Source organism: Streptomyces sp. NPDC079141, from assembly GCF_040686775.1.
GTDB lineage: Bacteria > Actinomycetota > Actinomycetes > Streptomycetales > Streptomycetaceae > Streptomyces.
This window is the reverse complement of record NZ_JBFBLP010000024.1, coordinates 12,996-28,194: the sequence shown is the minus strand read 5'-3', so window position 1 is coordinate 28,194 and position 15,199 is coordinate 12,996. Positions and strand designations below refer to the sequence as shown.

The window sequence follows — 15,199 nt, the reverse complement described above, 5'->3', positions numbered from 1 at the left end:
GCGGCTCAGCCGACGGGCACGACCAGCGCCGGGATCGTCCGCTGCATGCGCAGGGCGTCCACCGACTCGGCGAGGAGTTCGTACTCGGTGGTGTCGTCTCTGGTGGCGATCCGGATCAGCCGCCCGGCGGCCAACTGCTCGGCGATCAGCTCCTGTTGACGGACGTCACCGCACCAGGCGCGGAGCACGGCCGGTACGTCGGGCACCGTCTGGGCGACCGGGACGAGCGCGCTGGGCGGGAAGTGCTCGGCCTCCGGCAGCGGGTCCAGACGCTCGGCGATCCAGGAGGCACGGTCGCGCAGCCACCACAGGGCGAGGGCCAGGGTGGGCGCCCGGTAGGTGCCCAGCGGCACCCCGATGCGTCGGCCGCCGCAGGTGCCGTACGCGGTGACATGGCACAGGAATTCGTCGTGCACGTCTCACTCCCCCGTGGTGCGCTCGCCTGTCGGCCGGGCCTCGCTTTCCGTGCGGCTCATGTCTGTGCGTGATGGGCCCTTCGCTCCGCGTGAAGGCCCTCTGTTGTTGAGTATGTTCACTACTGAAACACTGTCACCATGACTTTCCGGCCAGTCTCCTGGCATATTCACAGCCGGAGTTGGCCGAAATATGGCGGGTGCGCGTCAATCCCCGCATTACCCCGGACGTAATCGACCCGCGCGCCCTGTGCGGGCAGGGTGGTTCGTGCCGGGTCCGCACGACCGGATCCGGGACCTGACCTGCACAAACGACCCCGCCGGAGGCTGATCTCCCATGCCCGCGCACACCGATCTGTACAAGGACGCCGTCGCCCGCTACTTCGAGGCCTGGAACGCCGAAGGCCCGGCCGAGCTGGCCAAGGCGGTCGCCAACGCCTGGGCCCCGGAGGGCAGTTACACCGACCCGCTCGCCGATGTCCGCGGGCCGGAGGGAATCGTGGCCGTGATCAGCGCGGCGCAGGCCCGCTTCCCGGGCTTCGCCTTCCGGCTCGCCGGCGGGGTCGACGGCCATCACGACACGGCACGCTTCTCCTGGGAGCTGGTCAGCGAAACCGACGGATCGGCCCCCGTCGCCGGGTTCGACGTGATCACCCTGGACGCGGAGGGCCGTATCCGCTCCGTCCTGGGCTTCCTGGACCGGGTGCCCGAGGGGGCGTAATCGCGATGAGTTTTCGCGCTCGCGGTGGTCTCTTGTTACAGGAGAGCACCGCGAGCGGAGGACGTCATGGCTGCAACAGGAAAAGCGATCGCGGAATTCACCGCAGTCCTGCGCAAACGCCCGGAGACAGGCAGCTGGACATACGTCGTCTGGCCCGAATCGGTCACCTTCTTCGGCACCCGCGGCCTGGTCAAGGTCCGCGGAACCATCGACGGACACCCCTTCCGGAGCTCCTTCATGGCCCTCGGCGACGGCACCCACATGCTGCCGGTGAAGGCGGAGGTGCGACGGGCGATCGGCAAGGAGGAGGGGGACAGGGTGACGGTACGGCTGGAGGAGCGGCTCGGTTCCTAGGCCGACGGGCGCCTCAGGATCACCGTTGACGGCCCGCAGGTCGCCGCGTCCGGCGCCGCACGCCGGGCCGGGGCCGGTGGCGGTCGCCCGCCACCGGTCGCGCGAGGGGGTGTGCTAGGAGTTGATCACCGCGTCGATCCGGGCCAGCTCCTCCGTGTCGAAGTCCAGGTTGCGGATGGTGCCGACGCTGTCCTCGATCTGCTGCGGGCTGCTGGCGCCGACCAGCGCGGAGGTGACCCGGCCGCCGCGCAGGACCCAGGCCAGGGCGAGCTGGGCGAGGGTCTGGCCGCGGGACTTGGCGATGTCGTTCAGTTCGCGGAGCTTGCGGACCAGGTCCTCGGTGAGGGCGTCCGAGTTCAGGAACGGGCTGTCGCTCGCGGCCCGCGAGTCCTCCGGGATGCCGTCGAGGTAGCGGCCGGTCAGCAGGCCCTGCTCCAGCGGGGAGAAGACGATGGAGCCGACCTGGAGCTCGTCCAGGGCGTCGAGGAGACCCTCGTCCTCGGGGCGGCGATCGAGCATCGAGTAGCGCGGCTGGTGGATCAGGAGCGGGGTGCCCAGCTCGCCCAGGATGCGGGCGGCCTCGCGGGTCTGCTCGGCCGAGTAGTTGGAGATGCCGACGTACAGCGCCTTGCCCTGCTGCACCGCCGAGTGCAGGGCGCCCATCGTCTCCTCCAGGGGAGTCTCCGGGTCGGGGCGGTGCGAGTAGAAGATGTCGACGTAGTCCAGGCCCATCCGCTTCAGGCTCTGGTCCAGCGACGACAGCAGGTACTTGCGGGAGCCCCATTCGCCGTACGGGCCTGGCCACATGAGGTAGCCGGCCTTGGTGGAGATGATCAGCTCGTCGCGGTACGGCGCGAGGTCGGCCTGCAGCGCCTCGCCGAACGCGGACTCGGCGGCGCCGGGCGGCGGGCCGTAGTTGTTGGCGAGGTCGAAGTGGGTGACGCCGAGGTCGAAGGCGCGGCGCAGGATGGCGCGCTGGGTGTCGACCGTGCGGTCCGCCGGGCCGAAGTTGTGCCACAGGCCGAGCGAGATCGCGGGGAGTTTCAGGCCGCTGCGTCCGGTGCGCCGGTAGGGCATGTCCGCGTAGCGGTCGGGGTGTGCGGTGTACAACGCGACTCCAGAGGGGTTGGCACACAGGGGTGGGTTCAGACGCCTCCGACTGAACCGGTATCCACTCTTTCGCGACCTGTGGGCATTGGTCCAACAGGTAAATCAGATGGGATTCAGCGGTTACGCTGCTCAATCATGGAACTGCGCCATCTCCAGCACTTCGTGGCGGTCGCCGAGGACCAGCACTTCACCCGGGCCGCCGAACGCCTGATGGTGTCCCAGTCGGGCCTGTCGGCCTCGATCCGGGCCCTGGAGCGGGAGTTGCAGACCCCGCTGTTCGTGCGCACGACGCGCAGTGTCACGCTCACACCGGCCGGGCGCGCGCTGCTGGGCGAGGCGGAGCGGATCCTGGCGCAGGTCCGGGCGGCCCACGAGGCGGTGGCCGCGGTGCAGGGCGTGCTGCGCGGGATGCTGGCCCTCGGGTCCGAGCAGTGCATCGCCGGGGTGCATGTGGCGGGGCTGCTGGCCGCGTTCCGCAGGGAGCATCCGGATGTGGAGATCTGTCTGCGGCAGGCGGGCTCGGGCGCTCTGGCGGAGGAGGTCGCGGCCGGGCGCCTGGACCTGGCGTTCGCGGTCCGCGCGGCGCAGGAGGACACCGACCAGCTGCGCGCCGTACCCCTGACCAGCGAGCCCATGACGGTGCTGTGCCATCCCAGCCACCGGCTCGCGACCGCCGGCGCGGCGGTGACTCCGGAGGACCTGGGCGGCGAGGTCTTCGTCGACTTCCATCCGGACTGGGGGCCGCGCCGCACCACCGACGCCGCGTTCGCCGCCGCGGGCGTACGGCGCAGCGTCGCGCTGGAGGTGAACGACGTGCACAGCCTGCTGGACCTGGTGGACGAGAACCTCGGCATCGCCGTCGTACCGCGCCACTTCCGGCACAAGCGGCGCTCCCTGACCGCGCTGCCCGTGAAGGGCACCGGCGAGCGGGTGTACGAGACGGTCGCCCTGCTGCCGCCCCCGCAGGCCACGAGCCCGGCGGCGCGGGCGCTGATGGCGCTACTGGAAACAGAGGGCGCGTGACGGACGCCGATGCGCGATGGTGGAGCCATGCATGCCAAGGACATCCTCATTGACGCGTACAGCCGCATCCAGGAAGAAGTCCACGCCGCCGTCGAGGGCCTGGGCCCCGACGAGCTCCACGCCCGCCCCGCCCCCGACGCCAACTCCGTCGCCTGGCTGATCTGGCATCTCAGCCGCGTCCAGGACGATCACATCGCCGACGCCTTCGGCCTGGACCAGGTGTGGCTGGCCCAGGACTGGCAGAAGACCTTCGGGCTGGACCTGCCGCGCCGCGACACCGGCTACGGCCACAGCGCCGCGAAGGTCGCCAGGGTGCGGGTCGACTCGGCCGACCTGCTGACCGGTTACTACGACGCCGTACACGCCCAGACCCTAGGGGTGCTGCGCGAACTGGCCGCCAAGGATCTGGAGCGCATCGTGGACGAGCGCTGGGATCCGCCGGTCAGTCTGGGCGTACGGCTGGTCAGCGTCCTGTCCGACGATCTGCAGCACGTCGGACAGGCCGCCTATGTGCGCGGGCTGCTTCAGAGCGCGTAGCCCGGCAGGACGACGTCCTCGATGAGGGCCTTGCGCTCGTCGAACGGGATGAACGCGCTCTTGAGGGCGTTCACGGTGACCGTGCGCAGGTCCTCGACCGTCCAGCCCGCCTCCTCGACCAGCAGGGACATCTCGCGCGTCATCGTCGTGCCCGACACCAGACGGTTGTCGGTGTTCAGGGTGACGCGGAAGCCGAGGTCCTTCAGCGCGGTGATGGGGTGCTCGGCTATCGAGGTGGCGGCGCCGGTCTGGAGGTTGGAGGTGGGGCACATCTCCAGGGCGATGCGGCGGTCGCGCACCCAGCCGGCCAGGCGGCCGAGCTTGCCGTCCACGATGTCGTCGGTGATGCGCACGCCGTGGCCGATGCGCTGGGCGCCGCAGATCTGGAGCGCCTGGTGGATGCTGGACAGGCCGTCGGCCTCACCGGCGTGGATGGTGAAGGGCACGCTCTCGCGGCGCAGGTGCTCGAAGGCGGCGAGGTGGTCGGCGGCGGGGAAGCCCGCCTCGGCACCGGCGATGTCGAAGCCGACGACGCCCGCGTCCCGGAAGGCCACGGCGAGGTCGGCCGCCTCGCGCACGCGGTCGAACATCCGCATGCCGCACAGCAGGGTGCCGACACGCACCGGAGTACCGGCGGCCGCGGCCTTGGCCATACCGGCGGCGAGCCCCTCCTGGACGGTCTCGACGACCTCGGCGAGGGTCAGCCCGCCGTTGGTGTTCAGCTCGGGGGCGTAGCGCACCTCGCCGTAGACCACACCGTCGGCGGCGAGGTCGAGGACGTACTCCTCGGCGGTGCGCAGCAGGCCCTCGCGGGTCTGCATCACGGCGAGGGTGTGCTCGAAGGTGGCGATGTAGCGGACCAGGTCACCGGAGTTCGCGGCCTCGAAGTACCAGGCGGCGAGCTCGTCCGGGTCGGTGGTGGGCAGGGTGTGGCCGACCGTCTCGGCGAGCTCCACCACGGTGGCGGGGCGCAGGCCGCCGTCGAGGTGGTCGTGCAGGACGGCCTTGGGGAGGCGGCGGATCACATCGGCGTCTACGCGCGTAGCAGTCACGGTGAGGTCTTTCCTTGAGCGGGGGCGGTTCGGGGCGGCGGGAGGGTGGGTCAGCCGGCGGGCTGGAGCAGGTCCCAGCGGTTGCCGTACAGGTCCTGGAAGACGGCGACCGAGCCGTAGGGCTCGTGGCGCGGCTCCTCCAGGAAGGTCACACCCGCGGCGAGCATGCGGGCGTGGTCGCGGGCGAAGTCGTCGGTGTGCAGGAAGAACCCGACGCGCCCGCCGGTCTGGTCGCCGACCCGCGCGCCCTGGGCCTCGCCCTTGGCGCGGGCCAGCAGCAGGCCGGTGCCCTGGCCGCCGGGGGCCACGACGACCCAGCGGGAGCCGTCGGGGCGCGGGGCGTCCTCGACGAGCCGGAACCCGAGAGCTTCCGTGTAGAAGCGGATCACCTCGTCGTAGTCGTCGACGACAAGGGTGACCAGGGCGATGCGACTCATCGATACCTCTCGGACGTGCGGTTGACGAGAGAGGTTATACGTAAAACCCCGGGCGCGCCAGTCCCTGCCCGCGAGCTCCTTCCGCAGACCTAGGGCCGTGGCCCGAGGCGCCCGGGCGCACCGGTCGGTAGCGTCCCGGCCCATGACGATCACCGATACCCCCCGCACCCCCGCACAGCGCAAGCAGGACGTACTGGACCGGCTGGAGAGCGAGATCGACATCTGGGTGGCCACGGCGGACAGCGAGGGGATGCCGTGCCTGGTGGCGCTGTGGTTCGTCTGGCACGGGGAGGCGCTGTGGCTGTCGACGCGGGCCGGCAATCCGACGGGCCGGAATCTGCGGGACGGCGGGCGGGCCCGGCTGGCGTTCGGTGACACCCGGGACGTGGTGCTCATCGACGGCGACGTCTCGACGTTCACCTCGCGGGAGGTACCGGACGCGCCGGCGCAGGCGTTCCTGGCGAAGACCGGCTGGGATCCGCGCGCGGACAGCTCGTCGTACGCCTTCTTCCAGGTGCGCCCGCGGGCGGTGCAGGCCTGGCACGAGGTGCGGGAGCTGCCGCAGCGGCATCTCATGCGGGACGGGAGCTGGCTTGTCTGAACAACTTCCGTACGTACGTCCTCGCGCCATCTATTTCCCGCACAAGTGTTACCTGAGAGTAATCCCTGATGATTTGATGTGCGGCGCCACTCAACACCCTTCAATCACAGGGAGATCCAGTGACGCTCATCGCACACCGCCGTGCACAGGGCTCGGCCGTGCTCGCACTCTCGCTCGCCGCCCTCGGACTGGCGGGCGCGGCGCCCACCGCGTCGGCCGCCGAGCAGACGCCGCCGCTTGAGGTGCTGTCGTACAACGTCTTCCTGTTCAGCAAGTCCCTGTACCCGAACTGGGGCCAGGACCACCGGGCCGCCGAGATCGCCAAGGCGCCGTTCGTGCAGGGCAACGACGTCGTCGTGTTCCAGGAGATGTTCGACAACTCCTCCTCGGACGCGCTGAAGAGCTCCCTGGCCGGCCAGTACCCGTACCAGACGCCCGTGATGGGCCGCAGCAAGACCGGCTGGGACGCCACCGGCGGTGCCTACTCGGCGACGACGCCGGAGGACGGCGGGGTCACGATCCTCAGCAAGTGGCCGATCCTGCGCAAGGAGCAGTACGTCTACAAGGACGCCTGCGGCGCGGACTGGTGGTCCAACAAGGGCTTCGTCTACGTCGTGCTCGACGTCAACGGCACCAAGGTGCACGTCGTCGGCACGCACGCCCAGTCCACCGACCCGGGCTGCGACGCCGGTGAGGCCGCCGCGATGCGCAGCCGGCAGTTCAGGGCGATGGACGCGTTCCTGGACGCCAAGAACATCCCGGCAGGCGAACAGGTCATGGTCGCGGGCGACTTCAACGTCGACTCGCGCACCGCGGAGTACGGCACGATGCTCTCCGACGCGGGCCTGGCCGGCGCCGACGCGCGCACCGGCCACCTGTACTCCTTCGACACGCAGGACAACTCCATAGCCCACGACCGCTACCCGAGCGACCCGCGCGAGGACCTGGACTACGTACTGCACCGCGCGGGGCACGCCCGCCCGGCCGTGTGGAAGAACGACGTGTTCAAGGAGCAGAGCGCGCCCTGGACGGTGTCGAGCTGGGGCACGGACTACACGTACACGAACCTCTCCGACCACTACCCGGTGACCGGTTCGGCGGGCTGATCAACCGGCCTTGCCTCGGGTGGCGTCGAGGCGGGCCAGCTCTTCGTCGGTGAGACGGAGGGCGCCCGCCGCGACGTTCTCGACGAGGTGGTCGGGGTTGCCGGTGCCGGGGATGGCGAGCACGTGCGGGCCCTGGTGCAGGGTCCAGGCGAGGGAGATCTGGACGGGGCGCACGCCGTGGGGGCGGGCGACGTCGGCCACCACCTCGTCGTGGGCGGAGGTCACGCCCTGTGCTCCGCCGTCACCGGCCATGGCGAAGAACGGCACGAAGGCGATGCCCTGTTCGCCGCAGATCCGCAGGAGTTCGTCCGTCGCCGGGTCGTGGAAGCCGAGTCCGTAGCGGTTCTGCACGCAGACGACGGGGGCGATGGCCTGCGCCTCGGCCAGGTGACGGGGCTCGACGTCGGAGATGCCGAGGTGGCGGATCAGCCCGGCCTCGCGCAGTTCGGCGAGCGCCCCGAAGTGCTCGGCGATCGAGTCCTGCCGCATCCGGCGGAGGTTGACGACGTCGAGGTGGTCGCGGCCGAGCTGGCGCAGGTTCTCCTCGACATGCCCGCGCAGGTCCTCGGGGCGGGCCGCGGTGCCCCACTCCCCCGCGTAGTCACGGAACGGGCCGACCTTGGTGACGATCACCAGATCGTCCGGGTACGGCGCGAGTGCGGAGTTGATGAGCTCGTTGGCCGAACGCAGGGCGGAGAAGTAGAAGGCGGCGGTGTCGATGTGGTTGACGCCGAGCTCGATCGCCTTGTGCAGTACGCCGATCGACCGTTCCCGGTCGCTCGGCGTGCCGAGGTGGAAGGCGGCGCTGCCCGTCAGCCGCATCGCGCCGAGGCCGAGGCGGTTGACGGGCAGGTCGCCGAGTTTCCAGGTGCCCGCGGCGTCCGCGGTGATCGTGTGTGAGCTCATCGGGGGAGTCTCGCACAGCCCCGCTCCGTCACCGGCGGCCGCGCCATTCCTCGGCCAGCAGCTCGTACGAGCGCACCCGGGCCGCGTGATCGTGGGTGATCGTCGTGATGAGCAGTTCGTCGGCGTCGGTCGCCTCCTGGAGTTGTTCCAGCCGGTCGGCGACCTGGCCGGGTGAGCCCACGAACCGGGTGTCGACGCGGTCTTGGACGAGTCCGCGGTCCTCGTCCGTCCACGCGTGGGCGCGGGCCTCCTTCGGCGTCGGGTACTCGATCGCGCCCTCGGCGGTGCGGATGCCGCGCACCCACAGGCCGTAGCCCTCGGCGAGTTCGCGGGCCGTCTCGTCGTCCTCGGCGACGACCACGTCCGCCGAGACGCTGACGTGCGGTTTGTCGAGGAACTCGGACGGCTGGAAGAAAGCCCGGTAGCCGTCCACCGCTTCGAGGACCGTGGCCGGGCTGACGTGGTAGTTCGCGGCGAAGCGCAGGCCCCGGGCGCCGGCGACCTCGGCGCTCTGGCCGCCGCTGCTGCCGAGGATCCAGATCTCGACGTCCGCGCCCTCGCCCGGCACGGCGTGCGCCTCGATGCCCTCCGGGGAGCGGTAGGTGCCGGCGAGGAGGGCCAGGATGTCGTCGATCTGCTCGGCGTACTCCTGGGACTCGGCGTGGGGCAGCATCAGCAACTTGCGCTGGAGGGCGATTCTCGGGGAGCCGAGCAGGCGCTCGAAGGAGAAGCGGGGCGGGATGAGCAGGCCGTTGGGGGCGCGTCCGGCGACCGCCGGGGTCGCCGTCGGCTGTCCGGGCGGGCGCCCACCGGAGTGGCCGAGGCCCAGGTCGAGGCGGCCGGGGTGCAGGGTGTCGATCAGGCCGAACTCCTCGACCGTCGACAGTGCGGTGCGGTGGCCGAGCTGGACGGCGCCGGAGCCCAGCCGGATGGTGGAGGTGGCCGACGCCGTCAGGGCGAGGACGACTGCCGGCGACGTACCGGCCACGCCGGGGTTGAGATGGTGTTCGGCAAACCAGTACCGGGTGTAGCCGAGGCGTTCGGCGTGCCGGGCGAGGTCGATGGAGTTGCGCAGGGCCTCGGCCGGGGTGGCGCCGGACGGGATCGGCACCAGGTCCAGGACGCCGAGGGGGATGGCTGACACGGGTGGACTCCTCAGGGGCGGGCGGGTGAGGGTTCGGGCAGGACGTGAGCCCACGGGAAGGGTGGATCCGGGATGCTGCGCCGCAGTACGGGTGCGACCTCCGACTGGAACAGCTCCAGCGAGTCGCGGTGCTGAGTGGCCGTCAGTCCGCCTGCCTCGGCGTGCAGATGCAGGACGGTGTGGCCGAACTCCTCGTGGTATCGGTGCACTTTGTCGACGATCTGCTGCGGGCTGCCGATCAGCGCCGAACTGCGCGCGACGAAGTCCTCGACCGTCGTGAAGACCGGCTCCAGGCCCAGCCGCTTCTGGAGGGCCGAGTTGCCCTCGAAGACCGGGCGGTAGGCGTCGATCGCCTCCTGCGAGGTCCTGGCCACGTACATACCGGCCGTACCGGCCCCGATCGCGATCCGCGCCGGGTCGTGGCCGTAGTACTGCCAGCGTTCGCGGTAGTGGCGGATCAGCTCGGCGTACGGCTCGATGGGATGGGTGACGTTCGCGGAGAACAACGGGTCGCCGTAGCGTGCCGCGAGGTCGACGCTCTGCCTGCTGGTCGCGCTGCCGTGCCAGACCCGGATCGGCTGCTGGTACGGCCTCGGCCAGACCTCCGCGTCCTTGAGTGCGGGGCGGAAACGCGTCGTCGCGGAGACCTGGTCCTGGCGCCAGATCCGCCGGAACAGCTCGTAGCTCTCGGCGTTGCGCTCCCACTGGTCCTCGGGCGTGACCTGGAACAGCTCGCGTTGGGCGGCGCCGTTGCCCTTGCCGATGATCAGCTCCAGGCGCCCGTCGGACAGGTGGTCGAGGGTGGCGTAGTCCTCGTAGGCGCGTACCGGGTCCAGGAGGCTGAGCGTGGTCACGGCGGTGAACAGCCGGATGTGCCGGGTGAGGGCGGCGACATGGCTGAGCACGACGGGCGGCGAGGAGGAGATGAAGGGCCGTTCGTGTCGCTCCCCCACGCCGAATCCGTCGAAGCCGAGCTCCTCGGCGAGCAGGGCGTTGTCGAGGACCTCCTGGAAGCGTTCGTGGGTGGACTTGTGCGCTCCGGTGACCGGATCGGGGCCGTGCACGATCAGGGTGATCGCGAGGAACTTCACGACGCCACCCGCTCGTTGTGGGCCTCGTCCGGGTGTGCGAGGCCGAGGTGGTCGCGCAGGGTGGTGCCTTCGTACTCGGTGCGGAAGACGCCCTTGTCCTGGAGCAGCGGGACGACCTTGTCGGCGAACTCGTCCAGTCCGCCCGGGGTGAGGTGCGGGACGAGGATGAAGCCGTCGCTCGCGTCGGCCTGTACGTAGGCGTTGATGGTGTCGGCGACGGTGGCCGGGCTGCCGATGAAGTTCTGGCGGTTGCCCGTCTCAATGACCAGGTCGCGGATGGACCAGTTGCGGGCGGCGGCCAGCTCGCGCCACTCGCGGGCGGTGGCGAGCGGGTCGCGGTACATGCGGACCTGGGCGCGGCCGCGGGCAACGGTGTGTTCGCCGGGCAGCGGGTCGATGTCGGGGAGCGGTCCGTCCGGGTCGTAGGAGGAGAGGTCGCGGTTCCACACCCACTCCAGGTGCTTGACGGCGGTGGCGCCGCTCACCTGCTGCCGGCGCACCTCGTGGGCGATCTCCTGGGCCTCGGCGTCGGAGTCGCCGAGGACGAAGGTGGCCGCAGGGAGGATGAGCAACTGATCGGGGCGGCGGCCGTACTTGGCGAGGCGGGACTTGACGTCCGTGTAGAAGGCGCGGCCGGTGTCGAGGGCGGCGTACCGGCTGAAGATGGCGTCGGCGCTTGCGGCGGCGAACTCGCGGCCCTCGTCGGAGTCGCCGGCCTGGAAGACGACCGGGCGGCCCTGCGGGGAGCGGGGGACGTTGAACTGGCCGTGGATGTCGAAGTGTTGCCCCCGGTGGACGAAGGCGCCCGCCCGGGCGTCGCGCAGGAAGGTGCCGGTGGCCGGGTCGGCGATGATCTCGTCGCCGTGCCAGGAGTCGAACAGTTCGTTCGCCGTGGCCAGGAACTCCTTCGCCCGGGAGTAGCGCTCCTCCTGCGGCAGGAAGCCGCCGCGGCGGAAGTTCTCGCCGGTGAAGGCGTCCCAGGAGGTGACGACGTTCCAGGCGGAGCGGCCGCCGGAGAGGTGGTCGAGGGTGGCGAACTGGCGGGCGACCTCGTAGGGCTCGTTGAAGGTGGAGTTGATGGTGCCGGTCAGGCCGAGGTGTTCGGTGACGGCGGCGAGGGCGGACAGGACGGTGAAGGTGTCGGGGCGGCCGACGACGTCCAGGTCGTAGATCCGACCGCCCTGTTCGCGCAGCCGGAGTCCTTCGGCGAGGAACAGGAAGTCGAACCTGGCGCGTTCGGCGGTGCGCGCGAAGTGGGCGAAGGAGGCGAACTCGATGTGGCTGCCGGCCTCGGGATCGCTCCACACGGTGGTGTTGTTGACGCCGGGGAAGTGTGCGGCCAGGTGGATCTGCTTCAGGGGCTTGGGCATGGGGGTTCCTTCCGGCTCAGGCGGCGTAGCGGTTGGCGGGGCGGGGCAGCCCCAGCAGGCCGCGGAGCGTGTCGGCCTCGTAGGCGCGGCGGAGGGCGGAGCGGCGCTGGAGTTCGGGGACCAGGTCCCGGGTGATGCGCGGCAGGTCGTGCCCGAGGACGGCGGGCCGGAGCCGGAAGCCGGTCAGTCCCGCGGTCTGCAACTCCTGGAGCAGGTCGGCGAGTTGGTCGGCGGTGCCGGTGAAGACGCGGGCGTCGCTGGTGTACGGCTGTCCCGCGAGGGCGTCGAGGCGTTCCCGGCGGGCCGCCGCCGTGCCGGGGGTGTCGTCGAGGAGGACGACGAGGTCGCCGAAGATGTGCAGCGGCTCGCCCGCGCGGCCGGCCGCCTCCTGCTCGGCGCGGATCTCCGCGACGATCGCACGCGCCTGGTCCGGGTCGTGCGGGGTGACATGGCCGATGTCGGCCTGGCGGGCGACCAGCCGGTACGGGACGGTCTGGTGGGCGAGGGCGGTGACGACCGGCTGGCCCTGAGGCGGGCGCGGGGTGATGGAGGGGCCCTTGACGTCGAAGTGCCTGCCCTGGAAGTCGATGTAGTGCAGCTTGTTCCGGTCGATGAAGCGGCCGGTGGCGGCATCCCGGATCTCGGCGTCGTCCTCCCAGCTGTCCCAGAGCCGGCGGACGACCTCGACATGGTCGGCGGCCTCGTCGAACAGCTCGGTCACCACGGGGCTGTCGTAGCTTTCGACCGGGGGGACGGTGCGGCGGCCGAAGTGCGCGGCCTCGTTCGGGCGGGCGGTGATCTGCACGCGCAGGCCCGCCCGGCCCGTGCTGACGTAGTCGAGGGTGGCGATCGCCTTGGAGATGTGGAAGGGCTCGGTGTGCGTGGCCACCACGGTCGGGACGAGGCCTATGTGCCGGGTGAGCGGGGCGACTCGGGCGGCGACGAGGACGGCGTCGAGGCGGCCCCGGACCTGGTCGGTGCGCCCGTCCGGGTCCAGGAAGTGGGAGGACTGGAGACCGAGGCCGTCCTCGAAGGTGACGAAGTCGAGCAGGCCGCGTTCGGCCTCGGCGACCAGGTCGGCCCAGTATCCGGCGGTGAGCAGTTCGCGGGGCCGGGCCACCGGCTCGCGCCAGGACGCGGGGTGCCAGCCGGTGCCGTCCAGTGCGACGGCAAGGTGCAGTGGAGCAAGGGGTGTTGAGGACACGAAGGGGTGCCTTCCTGAGGGGTCCGTACGAGTTCACCGGCCCGCGTGTCGTGCGTGGGCGCGGTGGCGGAGCGACGCGTCAGGGGCAACAGAGCGCGCCGGCCACGCGCTGGAGGTCGATGTGGGGCCGGGAGTGGAGGTGCACGGTGCGCAGGCGGGGGGTCACGTCCGTCGCCTCCGCGGAGCGCTGTGAGCCGCCCAGTCCAGGATCTGGACGGCCGCTCCCGCCGCTTCGAGGCCCTGGCAGCGGGCGTGGTGGCGGCGGGCGATCCCTTCGAGATCGAGGTGGGCGCCGAAGGCGGGACGGGCGGCGAGGCGGCGGGCGTAGGACCACAGGGTGGGGTGGTCGGCGATGCGCTCGACCGTGCCGGCGTCCAGGTGGTGGCGGTGAACCGTGTCGAGCTGGACGAGCGCGACCCACAACTCGACGTCGGCCGCGGTGATCTGATCGTGGATCAGGTGGGCGCGCCGGACGAGCCTGTGCTCCAGCGCGTCCAGCGTCTCGATCAACTGCTCGGCCGCGGCGGCACGTTCGTGCTCGTCACCGCCGGCCGACCCGGCGCTCTGCGCGGCCTGCTCGATGCCCTGTACGCACATGCGCTCGACGGCCTCGATCTCCGGCTGCGCGTCGCACGGGTACAACTGCGGGCGGTCGCCGCCGAAGTGGCGGGCCAGGTCGCGGGCGATGCCGGGCGCGTACGTGCTCACGATCCGCCCCGACCAGTCGTCGCTGAGGACAGGGGCGTGCGCCGGTCCGGTGTAGCGGTGGGCGCTGGCGTCGTAGAGCGGGAGCAGTGCGGCGTATCCGCCGTCGGGACGGTCGGGGACGGCGGGCAGGTAGGTGGCCGGACAGATCTCGTCCAGGTCCAGCAGGCTGTGGGTGACGGCGATCCGCAGGCCGTCGGGGCAGGCGGTCGACAGGTGGAGGCGGTAGCGGCGCGGCACGGCGTAGTGGCCGCTGCGCGCGTCGTGGCCGATACGGCCCTGGAACGCGGCGGCGGGCCACGCGGACGGGTGGCCGGCCAACGGTGCGACGGACATGACTCTCCCCGGGGCAGGCGCGCGGACGGGCGCGCGGCGGAAGCGGCGACGGACAGGGCGGCAGCGAGGGCGGGGGCGCGCGCCGACGTCTGCGGCACGGGTCGGGTGGGCGCGGCCCGGTCAGCCGAGGGGACCGATCGCGCTGCACACGCGCAGCAGATCGATGTGCCGGCGGGAGGTCAGAAGCGGGCACGCCGCAGACGCATGGCCCGCTCGGCCGGTGACCCGCTCAAGGCGCCCCATGCTTCCCTACCTGTTCACTAGGATTCCCATCCGGAGTCTCTGTCGGACGCAGACCGACGTCAAGAGGGTGTCCGCAGCGTGGGCTCCAGGAGCGCGTGATCACGGGTTCTCCGCGGGGAGACTCCCGTCCGCTGCTGGAGGGCGCCATGGGGGACTGTGGCTGTCGACGTACCAGTCGAAGCCCTCCGCCACCAGGGCGGTGATCTGCGGCAGATCGATCTCCTCGCCGGCGGGCCCGGGTCGGCGCAGGTGATAGGGCGGCGGGTAGAAGCAGTCGCCGAGCAGCAGCACCCCGGAGTCGGGGACGGCCACCACCGCGGAGTCCGCCGCGTGCCGGCCGCCCACATGCCGGACCTCGACCCCTCCGGGCAGGCGCAGCCGGTCGGTGAAGGTCCGGGTCGGCGGCCGGACGGCGAAGCCCTCCCAGGTGGGCATGGCCCGCGCCCGGGCCGTGAAGCTCGGCCTCAGCCGGGGGTTGGCGGCCATCTCCTGCCGCAGGTATGCGTGGCTCCAGGGGCGGCGCGCCTCGGCGGACAGCAGTTCGGCGCCCGCCCGATGTCCGACGATCTCCTCGACCTCCCAGGCGCAGGCGCCCCATGTGTGGTCCCAGTGGTGGTGGGTGTACACCAGTCGGACGGCGGCCGGGAGCCCCGCCTGCGCCATGGCCGCCTGCACGAGCCGGGCGTGCGCGGGGCTCTGCCCGGCGTCGACGACTGTGCTGCCCGCGTCGTCGACGACCACCGCGACACAGGGTTTGACGGCCTCGGCAGCCGGATCTGCGGGGTGGATCCAGACCCGGCCGGACAGCCGACTCAACGCAGGTGCCATGCGCGCAGTCTGTCAGGA

General features: G+C 71.4%; 19 protein-coding genes. 6 read left to right on the top strand and 13 right to left on the bottom strand.

Annotated features, from left to right (window positions below):
- Positions 1-5: 5 nt before the first annotated feature.
- A complete protein-coding gene (locus tag AB0Q90_RS38845) occupies positions 6-416 on the bottom strand; it encodes a hypothetical protein (RefSeq protein WP_363164433.1) in 411 nt (136 codons plus the stop codon).
- A 334-nt stretch (positions 417-750) separates the two neighbouring features.
- Between AB0Q90_RS38845 and AB0Q90_RS38840 the strand changes: the two genes are divergently transcribed.
- Positions 751-1,134 (top strand): nuclear transport factor 2 family protein, encoded by a 384-nt coding sequence (locus AB0Q90_RS38840; protein ID WP_363164432.1) that lies wholly within the window; start codon positions 751-753, stop codon positions 1,132-1,134.
- 66 nt (positions 1,135-1,200) lie between these two features.
- A complete protein-coding gene (locus tag AB0Q90_RS38835) occupies positions 1,201-1,488 on the top strand; it encodes a DUF1905 domain-containing protein (RefSeq protein ID WP_363164430.1) in 288 nt (95 codons plus the stop codon).
- A 114-nt stretch (positions 1,489-1,602) separates the two neighbouring features.
- Here AB0Q90_RS38835 and mgrA read toward each other — a convergent pair whose 3' ends face one another.
- Complete coding sequence (mgrA, locus tag AB0Q90_RS38830; protein ID WP_363164429.1) at positions 1,603-2,598, bottom strand: L-glyceraldehyde 3-phosphate reductase; 996 nt, start codon at positions 2,596-2,598, stop codon at positions 1,603-1,605.
- Between the two features lie 135 nt (positions 2,599-2,733).
- On the opposite strand from mgrA, the gene AB0Q90_RS38825 reads away from it, so the two are divergent.
- The gene (locus AB0Q90_RS38825) at positions 2,734-3,621 is read left to right on the top strand and encodes a LysR substrate-binding domain-containing protein (RefSeq protein WP_363164428.1); all 888 of its coding nucleotides are present in this window, start codon (positions 2,734-2,736) and stop codon (positions 3,619-3,621) included.
- Positions 3,622-3,648: 27 nt separating this feature from the next.
- Positions 3,649-4,158 carry a DUF664 domain-containing protein gene (locus AB0Q90_RS38820; protein WP_363164427.1) on the top strand — a complete coding sequence of 170 codons (510 nt, stop codon included), beginning with the start codon at positions 3,649-3,651 and terminating at the stop codon, positions 4,156-4,158.
- On the opposite strand, the gene AB0Q90_RS38815 is transcribed toward AB0Q90_RS38820, so the two are convergent.
- Together AB0Q90_RS38815 and AB0Q90_RS38810 are read right to left on the bottom strand one after the other, a co-directional pair.
- Positions 4,146-5,210, bottom strand: coding sequence for an adenosine deaminase (locus AB0Q90_RS38815; RefSeq protein WP_363164426.1), 1,065 nt, complete (start codon positions 5,208-5,210; stop codon positions 4,146-4,148). The two genes, AB0Q90_RS38820 and AB0Q90_RS38815, sit on opposite strands and share 13 nt — an antisense overlap.
- A 50-nt stretch (positions 5,211-5,260) precedes the next feature.
- A complete protein-coding gene (locus tag AB0Q90_RS38810) occupies positions 5,261-5,647 on the bottom strand; it encodes a VOC family protein (RefSeq protein ID WP_363164425.1) in 387 nt (128 codons plus the stop codon).
- A gap of 142 nt (positions 5,648-5,789) precedes the next feature.
- Here AB0Q90_RS38810 and AB0Q90_RS38805 point away from each other — a divergent pair, with 142 nt between their 5' ends.
- Positions 5,790-6,248 carry a pyridoxamine 5'-phosphate oxidase family protein gene (locus AB0Q90_RS38805; RefSeq protein WP_363164424.1) on the top strand — a complete coding sequence of 153 codons (459 nt, stop codon included), beginning with the start codon at positions 5,790-5,792 and terminating at the stop codon, positions 6,246-6,248.
- Between the two features lie 119 nt (positions 6,249-6,367).
- On the top strand, positions 6,368-7,354 hold the full coding sequence (gene sph, locus AB0Q90_RS38800) for a sphingomyelin phosphodiesterase (RefSeq protein ID WP_363164423.1): 987 nt from the start codon (positions 6,368-6,370) through the stop codon (positions 7,352-7,354).
- Here sph and AB0Q90_RS38795 read toward each other — a convergent pair whose 3' ends face one another.
- The 9 genes from AB0Q90_RS38795 to AB0Q90_RS38755 form a co-directional block, all read right to left on the bottom strand.
- Positions 7,355-8,260, bottom strand: coding sequence for an oxidoreductase (locus AB0Q90_RS38795; protein WP_363164422.1), 906 nt, complete (start codon positions 8,258-8,260; stop codon positions 7,355-7,357).
- Between the two features lie 28 nt (positions 8,261-8,288).
- Entirely contained in the window at positions 8,289-9,404 is a 1,116-nt protein-coding gene (locus AB0Q90_RS38790; RefSeq protein WP_363164420.1) for an LLM class flavin-dependent oxidoreductase, read from the bottom strand.
- A gap of 11 nt (positions 9,405-9,415) precedes the next feature.
- Positions 9,416-10,495: an LLM class flavin-dependent oxidoreductase gene (locus AB0Q90_RS38785; RefSeq protein ID WP_363164419.1), complete on the bottom strand. Its 1,080-nt coding sequence runs from the start codon at positions 10,493-10,495 to the stop codon at positions 9,416-9,418.
- Positions 10,492-11,865 carry an NtaA/DmoA family FMN-dependent monooxygenase gene (locus AB0Q90_RS38780; RefSeq protein ID WP_363164418.1) on the bottom strand — a complete coding sequence of 458 codons (1,374 nt, stop codon included), beginning with the start codon at positions 11,863-11,865 and terminating at the stop codon, positions 10,492-10,494. The genes AB0Q90_RS38785 and AB0Q90_RS38780 overlap by 4 nt, the downstream gene beginning before the upstream one ends.
- A 16-nt stretch (positions 11,866-11,881) precedes the next feature.
- Entirely contained in the window at positions 11,882-13,069 is a 1,188-nt protein-coding gene (locus tag AB0Q90_RS38775; protein WP_363164417.1) for an LLM class flavin-dependent oxidoreductase, read from the bottom strand.
- Positions 13,070-13,148: 79 nt separating this feature from the next.
- Positions 13,149-13,214 (bottom strand): putative leader peptide, encoded by a 66-nt coding sequence (locus AB0Q90_RS38770; RefSeq protein WP_363164533.1) that lies wholly within the window; start codon positions 13,212-13,214, stop codon positions 13,149-13,151.
- A gap of 17 nt (positions 13,215-13,231) precedes the next feature.
- On the bottom strand, positions 13,232-14,110 hold the full coding sequence (locus AB0Q90_RS38765; protein WP_363164416.1) for a glutathione S-transferase C-terminal domain-containing protein: 879 nt from the start codon (positions 14,108-14,110) through the stop codon (positions 13,232-13,234).
- Positions 14,111-14,230: 120 nt separating this feature from the next.
- Positions 14,231-14,353 carry a putative leader peptide gene (locus AB0Q90_RS38760; RefSeq protein WP_363164415.1) on the bottom strand — a complete coding sequence of 41 codons (123 nt, stop codon included), beginning with the start codon at positions 14,351-14,353 and terminating at the stop codon, positions 14,231-14,233.
- Positions 14,354-14,452: 99 nt separating this feature from the next.
- Positions 14,453-15,181 (bottom strand): MBL fold metallo-hydrolase, encoded by a 729-nt coding sequence (locus AB0Q90_RS38755; RefSeq protein ID WP_363164413.1) that lies wholly within the window; start codon positions 15,179-15,181, stop codon positions 14,453-14,455.
- Positions 15,182-15,199 lie beyond the last annotated feature (18 nt).